This window comes from Winogradskyella undariae (assembly GCF_013285155.1).
In the GTDB taxonomy this organism is placed as follows: Bacteria; Bacteroidota; Bacteroidia; order Flavobacteriales; family Flavobacteriaceae; genus Winogradskyella; species Winogradskyella undariae.
Map to the genome: position 1 here is coordinate 468,242 of NZ_JABTEL010000002.1, position 16,318 is coordinate 484,559.

At 31.7% G+C, this 16,318-nt stretch carries 11 protein-coding genes and 3 tRNA genes; 7 read left to right on the top strand and 7 right to left on the bottom strand.

The window, feature by feature from the left end:
* Positions 1-7: 7 nt before the first annotated feature.
* From HSX10_RS04495 to HSX10_RS04525, 7 genes are all read left to right on the top strand, one after another.
* On the top strand, positions 8-859 hold the full coding sequence (locus HSX10_RS04495; protein WP_246293609.1) for a peptidyl-prolyl cis-trans isomerase: 852 nt from the start codon (positions 8-10) through the stop codon (positions 857-859).
* Entirely contained in the window at positions 807-2,264 is a 1,458-nt protein-coding gene (locus tag HSX10_RS04500) for a peptidylprolyl isomerase (RefSeq protein WP_173587007.1), read from the top strand. The genes HSX10_RS04495 and HSX10_RS04500 overlap by 53 nt, the downstream gene beginning before the upstream one ends.
* A 6-nt stretch (positions 2,265-2,270) precedes the next feature.
* Positions 2,271-3,224, top strand: coding sequence for an AAA family ATPase (locus tag HSX10_RS04505; RefSeq protein WP_173587008.1), 954 nt, complete (start codon positions 2,271-2,273; stop codon positions 3,222-3,224).
* A gap of 274 nt (positions 3,225-3,498) precedes the next feature.
* Positions 3,499-6,276, top strand: coding sequence for a bifunctional aconitate hydratase 2/2-methylisocitrate dehydratase (locus HSX10_RS04510; RefSeq protein ID WP_173587009.1), 2,778 nt, complete (start codon positions 3,499-3,501; stop codon positions 6,274-6,276).
* 215 nt (positions 6,277-6,491) lie between these two features.
* Positions 6,492-8,762, top strand: a complete 2,271-nt coding sequence (locus tag HSX10_RS04515; protein ID WP_173587010.1) for an aconitate hydratase — start codon at positions 6,492-6,494, stop codon at positions 8,760-8,762.
* Between the two features lie 118 nt (positions 8,763-8,880).
* Entirely contained in the window at positions 8,881-11,145 is a 2,265-nt protein-coding gene (locus HSX10_RS04520; protein ID WP_173587011.1) for a T9SS type A sorting domain-containing protein, read from the top strand.
* A gap of 334 nt (positions 11,146-11,479) precedes the next feature.
* Positions 11,480-12,049: a TlpA family protein disulfide reductase gene (locus HSX10_RS04525; RefSeq protein ID WP_173587012.1), complete on the top strand. Its 570-nt coding sequence runs from the start codon at positions 11,480-11,482 to the stop codon at positions 12,047-12,049.
* A 9-nt stretch (positions 12,050-12,058) separates the two neighbouring features.
* Here HSX10_RS04525 and HSX10_RS04530 read toward each other — a convergent pair whose 3' ends face one another.
* From HSX10_RS04530 to HSX10_RS04560, 7 genes are all read right to left on the bottom strand, one after another.
* Positions 12,059-12,505: a sterol desaturase family protein gene (locus tag HSX10_RS04530; RefSeq protein ID WP_173587013.1), complete on the bottom strand. Its 447-nt coding sequence runs from the start codon at positions 12,503-12,505 to the stop codon at positions 12,059-12,061.
* An 18-nt stretch (positions 12,506-12,523) separates the two neighbouring features.
* Positions 12,524-13,363, bottom strand: a complete 840-nt coding sequence (locus tag HSX10_RS04535; protein ID WP_173587014.1) for a phytoene/squalene synthase family protein — start codon at positions 13,361-13,363, stop codon at positions 12,524-12,526.
* 22 nt (positions 13,364-13,385) lie between these two features.
* Positions 13,386-14,846, bottom strand: a complete 1,461-nt coding sequence (gene crtID / locus HSX10_RS04540; protein ID WP_173587015.1) for a bifunctional phytoene desaturase/3,4-desaturase — start codon at positions 14,844-14,846, stop codon at positions 13,386-13,388.
* Entirely contained in the window at positions 14,846-15,745 is a 900-nt protein-coding gene (locus tag HSX10_RS04545) for a MerR family transcriptional regulator (RefSeq protein WP_173587016.1), read from the bottom strand. The genes crtID and HSX10_RS04545 overlap by 1 nt, the downstream gene beginning before the upstream one ends.
* Before the next feature lie 154 nt (positions 15,746-15,899).
* Positions 15,900-15,983: transfer RNA gene (locus HSX10_RS04550), tRNA-Leu, on the bottom strand.
* A 57-nt stretch (positions 15,984-16,040) separates the two neighbouring features.
* A tRNA-Lys gene (locus HSX10_RS04555) sits at positions 16,041-16,113 on the bottom strand.
* 134 nt (positions 16,114-16,247) lie between these two features.
* A tRNA-Lys gene (locus HSX10_RS04560) sits at positions 16,248-16,318 on the bottom strand.

The following is a 16,318-nucleotide window of genomic DNA, read 5'->3' on the forward strand; positions in this document are numbered from 1 at the left end:
GTATTTTTTGAAACACTTTATATATATAGGTATTTTATGTTTGCTTTTTTCTAGCTGTGATTTTATTAAACCATCAGAGGATTTAAAGCCAGTAGCTAGAGTTAATGAAAGCTTTCTTTATGAAGAAGATTTAATTGATGTCGTACCAAGCGGAACCTCTAAGGAAGATAGTACTTTAATCGTCAATTCTTATATAGAGCGTTGGGCAAGGCAATTACTTTTAATGGATGGCGCTTTGGTTAATCTTTCAGAAGAAAAACAATCAGAATTTTCAAAATTAGTAGAACAATATAAAAGTGATTTGTATACAAAAGCATATTTAGAAGGCTTAGTTAAGAAAAGTATAGATTCTTTTGTCCCTAGAGAAACAGCAGAGTTATTTTATGAAGCAAATAAGGAATCTTTCAAGTTAAACGATGATCTTATTCAGTTGAGATATGTAAGTTTACCTTTAAACCCTATTAATTTAGATACTATAACAATGCGTTTTAAACGTTTTGAAGAAAAAGATAAAATCTATTTAGATTCTATTTCTGTACAATTCAAATCGTACTCATTAAATGATTCACTTTGGGTTAAATTAAATCATGTTGCAGAAAAAATTCCTATTATAAATAATACAAATAAAAATGAACTGTTAAAAAAAACAAATTTCTTACACCTCAAAGATTCATTAAACCTATATTTGATGCTAGTAAACGACGTGCGACTTCAAAATGATTATGCACCTTTGGATTATGTTAATTCGTCGATTAAAAAAATTGTTATAAACAAGAGAAAACTAGAGCTCATCAAGCAACTCGAAAATGATATTACAACAGATGCTATTAAAAACAATAAATTCGAAACTTACAATTAAAGCAGCGTTATTAGTTTGCTTTATTTCATTTAACATTATTAATGCTCAAGAAATCATCGATGATGAAATTCTTGCTCCAGTAGAACAACCAAAAGACAGTGTTGTAAAGAAATCGAGGATCAAAGCAGACGGTGTTGCAGCTGTTGTCGGTGATTTTATCATTTTAGAATCAGATTTAGACAGAGAAATTGCACAACTAAAAGCACAAGGAGCAGATTTAAAAGATTTGACAAGATGTGAGCTTTTTGGAAGTTTATTAGAAAGTAAATTGTATGCACACCAAGCTATTCAAGATAGTATTCTGGTTAACGAATTACAGATTAGTCAAACTACAGATCAGCAAATACAAGGTATTTTAGGACAAACACAAGGAGATATGCAAGGCTTATTAGAATTTTACAAAAAAGATTCTGAAGAAGCATTGCGTGAAGAAATGAACGAGATCAATAAAAACAGATATTTAGCTCAAGAAATGCAGGCTAAAATTACTGGAGATATTGAAGTAACACCAGAAGAGGTTCGTACTTTTTTTAATGAAATTCCAGAAGACGAGCGTCCAATATTTGGTACTGAATTAAAGTTAGCGCAAATTGTTGTTATTCCTGAAGTGACTGAAGAAGCTAAACAAAGTGTTATTGATAGACTAAATGAATTTAAAAAGGATATTGAAGAAAATGGATCTAGTTTTATAACTAAAGCTATTTTTTATTCTGAAGATGGTTCTAAAAGTGATGGTGGAAGATTACCAACCATGAATAGAAAACAGCCAAGGATGGTTAAAGAATTTAGAGATGTTGTTTTCTCTATGCAAGAAGGTGAAATTTCAAAACCATTTGAAACTGATTTTGGTTACCATATTGTATTCTTAGAAAAAATTAGAGGTCAAGAATATGATGTAAGACACATTTTATTAAGACCAGAATTAACTCAAGATGCAATACAGAAAGCTAAAGATGAAATAGACGAAGTAAGAGCAAAGATTGTTGATGGTTCTTTAACATTTGAAGATGCAGCAAGAGAGTTTAGTGATGAAAAAGAAACGAAGTTTGAAGGTGGTCAATTAACAAACCCTACAACTCAAGATTTTAATTTCGAATTAACAAAAATGGAGCCAGAACTTTATTCTCAAATTCAAGATTTACAAGATGGAGAAATTAGTAAAGTTTTACAAGATGAAGATCGTGTTAATAGAATTAAATTTAAGATTTTAACTGTAACTGATCGTTTAGATGATCATAAAGCAGATTTCGCAAAAGATTATCTTAAAATTAAAAACTTAGCATTACAAGATAAACAAGTTCAAGCTATTGGTAAATGGCAAAAGGAAACGATTGTAGATACTTACATTAAAATTAATGGAGAGTATAAAGATTGTGATTATCAAAGTAACTGGCTAAAAAAATAAGAATATATGTCTGATGTTAATCTGATTGAAAATTTCGTTAAAAAATTTGCAGACTTAAAGCAAGAAGTTGCTAAAGTTATCATTGGTCAAGATGAGGTTGTAGATCAAATTTTAATTTCTATTTTTTCAGGAGGTCACTCACTTTTAGTAGGAGTACCTGGTCTGGCAAAAACATTAATGGTTAACACAATTTCTCAGGCTTTAGGATTGAATTTTAAACGTATTCAATTTACACCAGATTTAATGCCTAGTGATATTCTAGGTAGCGAAATTTTAGACGAAAACAGACAATTTAAATTTATAAAAGGTCCCATATTTTCTAATATTGTTTTAGCAGATGAGATTAACAGAACACCTCCTAAAACGCAAGCCGCTTTATTAGAAGCGATGCAAGAGCGTTCAGTTACAGTTGCTGGACATCCATATAAATTAGATTTACCTTATTTTGTTTTAGCAACACAAAATCCAATTGAGCAAGAAGGAACTTATCCTTTGCCAGAAGCTCAATTAGACCGTTTTATGTTTGCTATTAATTTAGAATATCCTTCATTTCAAGAAGAAGTCGATGTTGTTAAAGCGACAACAACTGATGTTAAAAAAACAGTTAATTCTTTATTTACAGCACAAGAAATTATAGACTTTCAGAATGTCATTCGTCGTATTCCTGTAGCAGATAATGTTATTGAATACGCTGTGTCTTTAGTTGCTAAAACGAGACCAAAAGAAAATTCTGCTGCAGAGATTGTAAAAGAATTTGTAGATTGGGGAGCAGGTCCAAGAGCTTCACAAAATTTAATTTTGGCTGCTAAAACACATGCTGCAACAAAAGGTAAATTCTCTCCAGATATAGAAAATATCCAAGCCGTTGCTACGGGGATTCTAAGACATCGTATTATTAAAAACTACAAAGCAGAAGCAGAAGGTATTACAGACGAGAAGATTATTCAAAGTTTGTTTTAACTAAAAGAGGTTTAATTTTGTAACCTTAGTGATTTTGTAAATGCAATTCCACCTTTACTTTTTATAATTCATATTTATTCTAAATAAGATAACTTTCTCATTTTTTTATTAAAATATTGTTTTTTAGTTGCTTATGTGCGTTATTGTCGATAATTAAAATTAATTATACTATATATTTAAAGAATAAGCAATAATGTTACATATTCTTAAAATGTGTAGATTTGTTTCGTTTAAAAAACACAAAACAACTTAAAACAACTCTATTATATACTATATGAACATTTATACTGATTACCTAAAGCAGATAGAAGACCGAAAAGGTCAAGGACTTCATCCGCAACCAATTGATGGTTCTGAATTACTTAGCCAAATTATTGAGCAAATTAAAGACGTAAATAATGAATATAGAGAAGATTCTCTAAACTTTTTTATCTACAATGTTTTACCAGGAACCACAGCTGCTGCGAGTGTTAAAGCTAAGTTTTTAAAGGAAATCATTTTAGGTGAATCTATTGTTGAAGAGATTACTCCAACTTTCGCTTTTGAGCAATTATCTCACATGAAAGGTGGACCTTCTGTAGACGTATTGTTAGATTTAGCTTTAGGTAGTGATGTAGAAATAGCTAAAGAATCTGCCGAAGTTTTAAAAACACAAGTATTCCTTTACGAAGCCGATATGGATCGTTTAGAAGAAGCTTATAAAGGAGGAAGTGATATTGCTAAAGAAATTATAGAAAGCTACGCTAAAGCAGAGTTTTTTACCAAACTTCCAGAATTAGATGAAGAAATTGAAATTGTAACTTTTGTTGCTGGTGTTGGTGATATATCTACTGATTTATTATCTCCAGGAGGTGATGCACACTCGCGTTCAGATAGAGAATTACATGGTCAATGTTTATTTGAGCATAACAAAGAACAACAAAACGAATTAAAAGCATTACAAGCACAACATCCTGATAAACGTGTGATGTTAATTGCAGAAAAAGGTACGATGGGTGTTGGTTCATCTAGAATGTCTGGTGTAAATAACGTGGCTTTATGGACAGGTATTAAATCTAGTCCATATGTTCCTTTTATTAATATTGCTCCAGTAATAGCAGGTACAAACGGAATTTCTCCAATTTTCTTAACTACTGTTGGAGTAACTGGAGGTATTGGTTTAGATCTTAAAAATTGGGTACAACAAAAGGATGCTGAGGGAAACACAATTCGTAACGAAGAAGGAGAACCTGTTTTAAAAGAAGTATATTCTGTAGCAACAGGAACAGTACTTACTATAAATACAAAAGAGAAAAAATTATATAACGGAGATACAGAATTAAACGATATTTCTGCTGCATTTACACCACAGAAAATGGAGTTTATGAAAGCAGGTGGTTCATATGCTGTTGTTTTTGGTAAAAAATTACAAACATTTGCTGCAAAAACGTTAGGAATCGTAGCTCCTGAAGTATATGCTACTTCAAAAGAAATTTCTATAGAAAATCAAGGACTTACTGCCGTTGAAAAAATATTCAATAAAAACGCTGTAGGAACAACTCCAGGCAAAACGTTACATGCAGGTTCAGATGTTCGTGTAGAAGTAAACATTGTAGGATCTCAAGATACTACAGGTTTAATGACATCTCAAGAATTAGAGATGATGGCAGCTACGGTTATTTCTCCAATTGTAGATGGTGCTTACCAATCAGGTTGTCATACAGCATCTGTTTGGGATGATAAATCTAAAGCGAATATTCCAAGATTAATGAGCTTTATGAACGACTTTGGTTTAATTACTGGCCGTGATCCTAAAGGGAAATATTTCCCAATGACAGATGTTATTCATAAAGTATTAAATGATCTTACGGTAGGAGATTGGGACATTATTATTGGTGGAGATTCTCATACACGTATGTCTAAAGGTGTTGCTTTTGGTGCCGATTCAGGTACAGTAGCTTTAGCATTAGCAACAGGTGAGGCTTCAATGCCAATCCCTCAATCTGTAAAAGTTGTTTTTAAAGGAGAAATGAAATCTTATATGGATTTCCGAGATGTTGTTCATGCAACGCAGCAACAAATGTTGAAGCAATTTGGAGGAGAAAACGTATTCCAAGGTCGTGTTATTGAAGTTCATATCGGAACTTTAACTTCAGATGAAGCTTTTACATTTACAGATTGGACAGCAGAAATGAAAGCTAAGGCTTCTATTTGTATTTCTGAAGATGAAACATTGATTGAATCTTTAGAGATTGCTAAAGGTCGTATCCAAATCATGATTGATAAAGGTATGGATAACGAAAAGCAAGTTCTTAAAGGTCTTGTTGATAAAGCAGAAACTAGAATTACAGAACTTAAAACGGGTATTAAACCAGCGTTAAGACCAGATGCAGATGCTAAATATTACGCGGAAGTGACTATTGACTTAGATGAAATTGCTGAGCCAATGATTGCAGATCCAGACGTAAATAACGAAGATGTATCTAAACGTTACACACACGATAATATTAGACCATTATCCTACTACGGAGGAACTAAAAAAGTAGATTTGGGATTTGTAGGATCTTGTATGGTGCATAAAGGGGATATGAAAATATTAGCTCAAATGCTAAAAAATATTGAAGCACAACATGGTAAAGTAGAATTTAAAGCACCTTTAGTTGTTGCTCCTCCAACTTATAACATTGTTGATGAGTTGAAAGCAGAAGGAGATTGGGATGTTTTAGTAAAATATTCAGGTTTTGAGTTCGATGATAGCGCACCAAAAGGTTTAGCACGTACTAAGTATGAAAACATGTTATACTTAGAGCGTCCTGGTTGTAACTTATGTATGGGTAATCAAGAAAAAGCAGAACCAGGAGATACGGTTATGGCAACTTCTACACGTTTATTCCAAGGAAGAGTTGTAAAAGATGATGGAGAGAAAAAAGGAGAATCTTTATTATCATCTACTCCAGTTGTAGTATTATCTACAATCTTAGGAAGAACACCAACTATGGCAGAGTATGAAGCAGCAGTTGAAGGTATTGTTTTAACAAAATTTAAGCCTTCTAGCAAAAAGTTAGTAAGCTAAATTAAAAGTTTATTTATAATAGAAAGCCTGAGTCATTGACTCAGGCTTTTTTGTGTTTATTTAAGACTCAATTTATTGAGTTGAAGGAAGCTTTTTTTTTTGATAAGAATTGCTGTTACAAGGTTTATATTAAGCTTAACTTTTTTCTTTTTTATAGTTATTCTATATTTTGTATATTGTAGGATTGAATTAATTTAAAAATAACAAGAAATAATATGGCATTCGACATCGACATGATTAAAGAGGTATATACCAAAATGACAGACCGTGTAGACAAAGCACGTAATATTGTTGGTAAACCATTAACGCTTTCAGAAAAAATACTTTACTCACATTTGTGGGATGGAAAAACTGATAAGGCTTTTACACGGGGAAAGGATTATGTAGATTTTGCTCCAGACCGTGTAGCTTGTCAAGATGCAACGGCACAGATGGCTTTGTTACAATTTATGCAAGCTGGTAAGCCAAAAGTAGCTGTGCCAACTACTGTACATTGTGATCACTTAATTCAGGCTAAAGATGGTGCTGCTACAGATTTAAAGAATGCAAATAATACAAGTAGTGAGGTTTTTAATTTTTTAGAATCGGTATCAAATAAGTATGGTATTGGTTTTTGGAAACCAGGCGCAGGTATTATTCACCAAGTGGTTTTAGAAAATTATGCATTTCCAGGAGGAATGATGATTGGTACCGATTCACACACCGTTAATGCGGGTGGATTAGGTATGGTAGCTATAGGTGTTGGTGGTGCTGATGCAGTAGATGTTATGGCAGGAATGGCTTGGGAGCTTAAATTTCCTAAATTAATAGGTGTTAAGTTAACCGGTAAACTTTCGGGTTGGACAGCACCAAAAGATGTTATTTTAAAAGTTGCTGAAATTCTTACCGTTAAAGGAGGAACAGGTGCTATTGTAGAATATTTTGGACCTGGTGCAACCTCAATGTCTTGTACAGGTAAAGGTACTATTTGTAACATGGGAGCGGAGATTGGAGCGACAACTTCAACGTTTGGTTACGATGATTCTATGGAGCGTTATTTACGTTCTACAGATAGAGCAGATATTGCTGATGAAGCAAATAAAATTAGAGAATACTTAACAGGTGATGCAGAAGTATATGCAGACCCAGAACAATATTTTGATCAAGTTATAGAAATTAATCTTTCAGAATTAGGACCTTTATTAAACGGACCTTTTACGCCAGATTTATCTACTGAAGTTGGTAGTGCAATGACAGAAAAAGCGACTGCAAACGAATGGCCACTTCAAGTTGAATGGGGGTTAATTGGTTCTTGTACAAATTCATCTTACGAAGATTTATCAAGAGCATCATCAATTGCACAGCAAGCTTTAGATAAAGGCTTAAAAATGAAATCTGAATTAGGTATTAATCCAGGTTCGGAGCAAGTACGTTATACTGCAGATAGAGATGGAATTCTTCAAGTATTCGAAAAATTAGACGCTAAAATCTTTACCAATGCTTGTGGACCATGTATTGGACAATGGGCTAGATATAGTGATCCTAAAAATGCACCGAAGAATAGTATTGTGCATTCATTTAATAGAAATTTTGCAAAGCGTGCTGACGGAAATCCAAATACACATGCTTTTGTAGCTTCACCAGAGTTAACTGCAGCAATTGCAATTGCTGGTCGTTTAGATTTTAATCCAATGACGGATAAATTAATAAACGAGAATGGAGAAGAAGTAATGTTCGAAGAGCCAACAGGGTGGGAATTACCACCAAAAGGTTTTGAAGTTAAAGAAAATGGATATTTAAAACCCGTAGAAGACGGAAGTGGTGTTGTTGTTTCTGTAGATCCAACTTCAGAGCGTATTCAATTATTAGAACCTTTTACTCCATTAGGAAGTTCTATTACTGGAGCTAAATTATTGATTAAAGCTTTTGGTAAATGTACAACCGATCATATTTCTATGGCAGGACCATGGTTACGTTTTAGAGGACATTTAGATAATATTTCTAATAACTGTTTAATTGGTGCTGTAAATGCATTTGGTAAGAAAACTAATTTTGTAAAAAATCAATTAACAGGTGAATTTGGAGGTGTGCCAGATACAGCAAGAGCTTATAAAGCAGCAGGAATAAAAACTGTAGTTGTTGGAGATCATAATTATGGTGAAGGTTCTTCTAGAGAACATGCAGCAATGGAGCCAAGACATTTAGGTGTTGCAGCTGTTATAGTGAAGTCTTTTGCTCGTATTCACGAAACAAATCTTAAGAAGCAAGGAATGTTAGGTTTAACTTTTGATAATGAAGCTGATTACGATTTAATTCAGGAAGATGATACCTTCAACTTTACAGATTTAAATGAATTTGCACCAGACAAACAATTACATCTTGAAGCTGTACATGCAGATGGAAGTAAGGATTTAATTGCTTTAAATCACACTTACAATCAAGCTCAAATTGAGTGGTATAACGAAGGTTCTGCTTTAAATTTAATTAAAAAAGAAAACAATGCTTAGTTGTTAAGTTATAATTAATAAAAATCCGTTAGAGTTTCTAACGGATTTTTTTGTGCCTATAAATTAGGAAGATAGTACTAAAATAAAAAGAGTATATTCGTTTTTACAATTCAATCCTATGAAAAAATTACTACTCTTTTTAAGTGTCATCTTGTTATTGCAAACCAATGAAATTTTGGCACAAACCATCGATTTACCACCTAGTTTATATTTATGTGAAATGGGTTCTCTTGAGCTTGATGGAACTGTAATAAATACAACAGACACAAATATTACGTATCAGTGGTATTATGGATTATCTCTTGGTTCAACTACAGAAATTGAAGGGGCAACTAATTCTATATTTAATTTAAATGGAGCTGTTAATGAAGGTGGCTTTTATAAAATAATAGCAACATTATCTGATGACAGTAATCATGTTGATTGGGTTCAAATCTTAAAGAGTGATACTGTAACGAATTACAATTATGAATTTGTTCAATGTCCTAATTTTTCAATATATGAATTACAGATTGAAAATACGCTAAATAATGTTTCTAACATAACAAAGAAATATTATGAATATGAGAATGATGCTATTCTCGGAAATGATAATAATGCAGTTGGCTTTTATACTTATGGTGATACAATTACTATTTATTTACGTATAGAAGTAAATGATGGACTATGTTACGATGTGTTACAAATAGATATTTATACTGATTCATTTTATTTTGCTAATTGGGTTTCTAATATGGGAGATTGTTCTATTGATGCCACGGACAACGTATTTGATTTAACTACAAATGATGCTCAAATTATTGGAGGTCAACAATTCGCAGTGGTTAATTATTTTGTTAGCTATAATGATGCTAGTAATCTAAATAATCCAATTACGAATGCTTCTAATTATACGGCATTGTCGCCTAATCAAACTATTTATGCAAGGGTATATGATCCAAATAACACTAATTTTAATTGCGATCCATATCTAAGCATTACTCAATTTCAATTATTATCAATTTCAGAACCAACACCAAATACGGAATTAGATTATATTGTTTGTGATACTACAAGTGGCTCTGCTACTGATGGCATTGGTGCTTTTAATTTAACGAGTAGAAATAGTTTAGTGCTATCTGGCTTAAGTACATATCGGTATAATATAAGTTATTATAATACTTTAGTTGATGCAGATACTAATACCAATCCCATTTCATCTCCTAATAATTATATAGGAAGTAATGAGGTAATCTACGTTAGAGTTGAGAGTAGTATAAACTCAGAATGTGTTCAAATTTCACAGATGAATTTAATAGTACAAGATATTTGTGATGATATTTCAGTGAATTTACTATCATATTGGTCAGCTCCTAGACCTGGATTTACATATAGAAATATGCTAATTGTAAAGAATTATGGCGAGTCAACGGTAAGTTCTGGTAGTGTAACATTTACTAAAGATGCTATTGTTGAATATTCTGGATCAACAGGATTAAGTGCAGGCAATACCATTACATCAACAGCAACTGGATTTACTTTAGACTTTGTGGATTTACTGCCAGGCGAAAGTGAAGTGATTTATGTGGACTTATTGGTCTCAACTTCTGCGAATTTAGGAGATTTGATTACTAATGTTGCAGAATATACAACAGCAACAAGTGATGTGGTCGCTGAAAATAATACATCTAGTTTATCAGAGATTATTATTGGTTCTTATGATCCTAATGATATTAATGAGTCTCATGGACCAGAAATTGAACACGTTAGTTTCACGGAAGACGATTATTTATATTATACCATTAGGTTTCAAAATGTGGGTACAGCTAGTGCCATAAATGTAACTATCAATAATAATCTAGATGAAAAATTAGATAAAACTACGTTTCAAATGTTAAGAGCAAGTCATTCATATGGGATTGAGCGTGATTTTGATAATTTAACATGGAATTTCTATAATATAAATCTAGCAGATGAAACTACTGATGAACCTAATAGTCATGGATTTGTGTATTACAAAATAAAACCATTAGCAGGCTATGAAATAGGTGATATTGTACCAAATACAGCAGGTATAATATTTGATTTTAATGAACCTGTAATTACTAATACTTTTAATACGGAATTTGTAGATGTTTTAGGAATTGAACAGCATAGTTTGAGTGCGCAATTCTCTTTAGTACCAAATCCTTCAAAAGAAGTTGTGAGTTTAAATTTTAATTCCGCGCAATCTAATGTAGAGATTACTGTTTTTGATGTTTTAGGAAAGACGATGTTAACAAACACAGCAGAACAAACTTCAGTTATTCAACTAAATATTTCTTCTTTAGAAAAAGGTGTTTATTTTGTAAAAGTTAAAGATCATAACGGACAATTAGGATTAAAAAAGTTAATCAAAAAATAATGATTTAAAACATGTTATATAAAGCTCCTGTATATCAGGGGCTTTTTATGTTTATAGCGTAAGTAAATCTACTAACGAGCGACCTATTTAAGTATATTAATTATTCCTGATATTTATGAATAGACTTTGTTTTTTTGATGATGTAAACTTATAAGGAAGAACATATATTCTCTGGCTATAAAAAGAAAAATTTTAAGCTCAGTAATTAAAGTAACTATTATGGCTAACTAATAATAGAAATGAAAGTCTAAAGTTATCTAGAGTTTTGTTATTAAATTTGAAGCACATTATCGTAAAATATTAATGTGCTTCATTTTTTTATAAACGATGTATTATGACGAAATCTAAAAAAGGTAGAATTTCTAATATTATTTTTATTGTAATTCTTCTACTATTTTTTATACCTCGAACTAGAGAGCCTATTCAAATATGGCTCCATAAAGGACTCAGTTTTATCAATCAGTCTTCTCTTATAGATAAAGAAGAAAGAGTAAATGTAAGTGATGCTAATTGGGAATTAGAATCGGAGAATAATGTAAGATTAAATTTAAAAGATACAAAAGGAAAGGTTGTGCTGATTAATTTTTGGGCTACTTGGTGTCCGCCTTGTATTGCAGAAATGCCAAGTCTTCAAGAATTATATAATGAATATAATACAGAAGTTGTTTTTCTATTTGTTACCAATGATGAACTTGAAACCGTACAGAAGTTTAAAACTAGCAAAGAGTTTAGTTTTGAAGTTTTTCAACCTATTTCTAAGCCACCTGAAACACTCACAACAAGTTCTATACCTAGAACATTCATTATAGATAAAAGTGGAGCAATCGTCGTAGATGAGTCTGGTGCAGTTAACTGGAATAGTACTGCGGTTAGAAAACAGCTAGACGATTTACTTTCAGAATAAAATAAAAACTTATTTAAAATACTTAAAAGGAACAACAAGCATTCCGAAGTTTTCACCTTTATGCTTCCCTGTGTGTTTATGATGCATTTTGTGTGCACGTCTTAAACCTCTTGCGTACTTATTATCAATATTTCTAAGTAATTTAAAGCGTTGATGAATAAATATATCATGAACAATAAAATAAGCCATTCCATAAACTAATATGCCTAAACCAATAGGAAGTGTATACCAAACGTTTTCATAACTCCAAAGGTAAAAACAAGTGATACTTACAATAGCATAAAAAATAAAGAAGGCATCATTACGCTCAAACCAGCTATCATGATCTTTTTGATGATGATCTTTGTGTAAGTTCCATAAAAAACCATGCATAATATACTTGTGTGTAAACCATGCGTTAAACTCCATGATAGAGAATGTTCCGAAAAAGATAAGTATCCAAAAAAATGTTTGCATAATACTGTTTAAATAAATTTAAAGTAAGTTGAGTTGATATTTAACATAACTTCGAGTGAGTAATTCTATTTTTTTATAATTAGGAACCCTAATTCTAGTTGATTTTATTTGTAAAGCCGGAGTTTGTTTAAGTTTATCTAACAGTTTACTGTAATAACGATAAGCCATAAAAACACCAAAACGCGCTTCTAAAGGTAAACGTTTTATGCCTTCTAAACCTTTTGCGAAATCTTCTTCAATTTCTGTTATAATGGCTTTTTTAGAAGCTTCATCGAGTTGCGTTAAATCGGTATTTGGAAAATAAGTTCTGCTTAAATCTTCAAAATCAGCTTTCAAATCACGTAAAAAATTCACTTTCTGAAAAGCAGACCCTAAACTCATTGCAGAATCTTTTAATTCATCAAATTGAGTTTGGTTTCCTTTTACAAAAACTTTAAGACACATAAGACCAACAACATCTGCAGAGCCATAGATGTATGCTTTGTACTCTTCATCTGTTAAATAATCTTTTTTATGAAGATCTAATCGCATACTATTCATAAAGGCATCAACAAAATGTTTGTCAATTCCGTATTTATGATAGGTTTCTTGAAAAGAATTTAAAATAGGATTTAAGCTAATTTTATTTTCTAAAGCTGCTTCAAGATCTTTTTCAAACATGGTAAAAAGTTTCTCTTTATCATAATCATGAAAAGAGTCTACGATCTCATCAGCAAAGCGTACAAATCCGTATATGTTATAAATATCTTGTCTGATGGTATCAGATAACATCTTAGTAGCTAAAGAGAATGAGGTACTGTAAGCGTTTGTAACGACCTTGCTACATTCTTTAGAAACTGTGTCAAAAATTAATTTCATAGGTGTAATTTTTTCTTAGTTGTTAAACTTCATTTTGTTGAATCAGTTCAGCAACTAGCTTTCCTGAAATTAAAGCCGGCGGAACTCCGGGACCAGGTACGGTAAGTTGTCCTGTAAAATAGAGACTGTCTACTTTTTTACTTTTTAGTTTTGGTCTTAAAAAAGCGGTTTGCATTAATGTGTTAGCCATTCCGTAAGCATTTCCTTTATAAGAGTTGTAATCTTCTATAAAATCATTAACACAATAAGATTCTTTAAAAAGGATGTGTTCATTTAAATTTTGTCCTGTTCTTTTTTCAAATCGATCAATAATCAATTTAAAATATTTTTCGCGTAATTCATTGGTATCTTCAAGTCCTGGAGCAATTGGAATAAGGAAAAATCCTGTTTCACAACCTTCCGGTGCCATACTTAAATCTGTCACTGAAGGGAAGTTAACGTAAAATAATGGATTTTTAGGCCATTTAGGATCATCATAAATTTCTTCCGCATGATTTTCGAAATCAGTATCAAAGAATAAATTATGATGTTCTACGTTTTCTAGTTTCTTATTAATACCTACGTAAAAGAGTAGGGAAGAAGGAGCAAATGTTTTGCTGTCCCAATAGGCTTCACTGTATTGTCTGTAATTTTGATCAAGAAGTGTTTCGGAATGGTGATAATCTGCTCCACTTAAAATGACATCAGAAGTTATCGTTTTTCCATTAACAGTAATACTTTTTGCTTTTTTGTTTTCTACACTAATTTTTTCAACATTACTATTGGTGTGAATAGTGACTCCTAAACTTTCAGCTAAGCTTTTCATGGCTTTTACAATTTCGTACATGCCACCTTTAGGATGCCAAGTTCCTAAGCCAAAATCAGCAAAATTCATAAAACTATAAAATGAAGGTGTTTGATTTGGTTTTGCTCCTAAAAACAATACAGGAAATTCTAATGTTGAAATTAATTTAGGGTTCTTAAAGTTTTTACGAACTTCAGAACTGATGGTTTTATAAAATTGATCTAAACGAGTTATAGTATCTTTAGTCACAAGCTCTAAAGGCGATAAACCTGGTTTTAGTACAATTTTGTTTATGGCAATGTTATAATTGTCTTGGGCTTTAGTTATAAACTTACGCAAGGGAATTGAACTTCCTTTTTCAATACGTTCAAATTCTTTACAAATTTGATCCATGTGATCTCCGATAGTAATAACATCATCCGAAAAGAAAATTTTATACGCAGGACTCAATTTATCGAGTTGATAATAGTCGCTTGTTTTTTTACCAAAATCGTTAAAAAATTTATCGAATATATCAGGCATCCAATACCAACTTGGACCAATATCAAAAGTGAAACCGTCTTTTGTGATTTGCCTTGCTCTTCCTCCAACGGAATCATTTTTTTCGTATAAAGAAACTTCATATCCTGCTTTAGCTAAATAGCATGATGCTGATAAAGCTGAAAAACCAGAACCTATTATAGAGATTGTTTTGCTCATTATAATGTGTCAGTTAGAGATTTAATGGTTTTGAATGCGGTAATGTTGTTTGCTAATTGTTCTGTTTCTAGATCATTAACTCTGTTTCCTAGAATCCAGAAATTTGTATTTGAATCCTTTATTAAACGATCTTTGAACTCATTAATATAATTTAATAAATTTTCTTTTTCTGGTTTTATTGTGAAATACGATATAAATGTAATATCGTCATAATAATTTTTAAGCTCAATTAAACTGTCTAAAGGAACGCTTGGTCCTAAAAATATCGATCTGTGACCATTACTGATAATTTCGTGATGAATAAATGTTAAACCAAGATCGTGTATTTCATTATCAGGTAGATAAAGTACAAAAGTTTTAAGAGGTTTGTGTGATTGAGTAGATTGTATTTTTTCTGTATTTATTAAAATCTTCTGGCGGATGAGTATGGATATAAAATGCTCATGAGCTGGATTTATAGTATCTGTTTGCCATAATAAGCCAATCTCTGTGAGTAAAGGTATAAATATGTTATAAAAAATATTTTCAAAAGATTTTTCTGAAAGTAACGTTTCGTATGTTTTATAAAATAATGCTTGATCAAAATTTAGCATCGCTAATTTAAAAGCATTTATTGCATGACTATCTAAATTTGTTTTAGTAGCAAGTTCTCTTACTAATTGTGGAATTTCTTGCGATTCAATAGTTGCTATTTTAGAAATTTTATAACCATTATTATTAAGATAACTTACATTAAGTAATTTTTGAAAACTAGCAAGATCATAATATCTTATATTAGTTTCCGTACGCTTAGGCTCAAGAAGGCTATAGCGTTTTTCCCATATTCTTATGGTGTGTGCTTTAATTCCTGTGAGGTTTTCTAGATCCTTGATACTGAATCTATTCTTAATATTGTTCATTTTTTTATAAAAATAGTTAAACAAAAGTAATCTTTATACTAATATCAAGGCTATAATTAACAAAAAAAAAAGAAAAGAAGAGAAGAAAGATGAAAATAAAGTGATTAAAGGCTTAAAAGGAGTATTATTAAAGTAGTGATAATGTGAGTATTTGTGCGCACGAGAAGACTCGAACTTCCACGGACTAATGTCCACCAGCCCCTCAAGCTGGCACGTCTACCAATTCCGCCACGTGCGCAAAATATATGAAGTAAAGATAAAAAAAAAGTTAAGCAGAGAGCTTAACTTTTTTTAGTGACCAGTCTGGGGCTCGAACCCAGGACCCTCTCCTTAAAAGGGAGATGCTCTGCCAACTGAGCTAACTGGTCGTTATGTTTTTCTAACGGGGTGCAAATATAACACCTTTATTTAAATATAAAGAATAAAAATTAAATTTTTTTAAACTTTTTTTGTTGGCTAATTATTCAAAAAAAATGCTAAGCATTACACTTAACAATTTTAGTGACCAGTCTGGGGCTCGAACCCAGGACCCTCTCCTTAAAAGGGAGATGCTCTGCCAACTGAGCTAACTGG

Excerpts from the sequence above, each read along its gene's own strand:
- HSX10_RS04500 (WP_173587007.1), top strand. The coding sequence starts at position 807 with ATGATATTACAACAGATGCTATTAAAAACAATAAATTCGAAACTTACA.
- HSX10_RS04505 (WP_173587008.1), top strand. The coding sequence starts at position 2,271 with ATGTCTGATGTTAATCTGATTGAAAATTTCGTTAAAAAATTTGCAGAC.
- HSX10_RS04510 (WP_173587009.1), top strand. The coding sequence starts at position 3,499 with ATGAACATTTATACTGATTACCTAAAGCAGATAGAAGACCGAAAAGGT.
- HSX10_RS04515 (WP_173587010.1), top strand. The coding sequence starts at position 6,492 with ATGGCATTCGACATCGACATGATTAAAGAGGTATATACCAAAATGACA.
- HSX10_RS04520 (WP_173587011.1), top strand. The coding sequence starts at position 8,881 with ATGAAAAAATTACTACTCTTTTTAAGTGTCATCTTGTTATTGCAAACC.
- HSX10_RS04525 (WP_173587012.1), top strand. The coding sequence starts at position 11,480 with ATGACGAAATCTAAAAAAGGTAGAATTTCTAATATTATTTTTATTGTA.
- HSX10_RS04530 (WP_173587013.1), bottom strand. The coding sequence starts at position 12,505 with ATGCAAACATTTTTTTGGATACTTATCTTTTTCGGAACATTCTCTATC.
- HSX10_RS04535 (WP_173587014.1), bottom strand. The coding sequence starts at position 13,363 with ATGAAATTAATTTTTGACACAGTTTCTAAAGAATGTAGCAAGGTCGTT.
- crtID (WP_173587015.1), bottom strand. The coding sequence starts at position 14,846 with ATGAGCAAAACAATCTCTATAATAGGTTCTGGTTTTTCAGCTTTATCA.
- HSX10_RS04545 (WP_173587016.1), bottom strand. The coding sequence starts at position 15,745 with ATGAACAATATTAAGAATAGATTCAGTATCAAGGATCTAGAAAACCTC.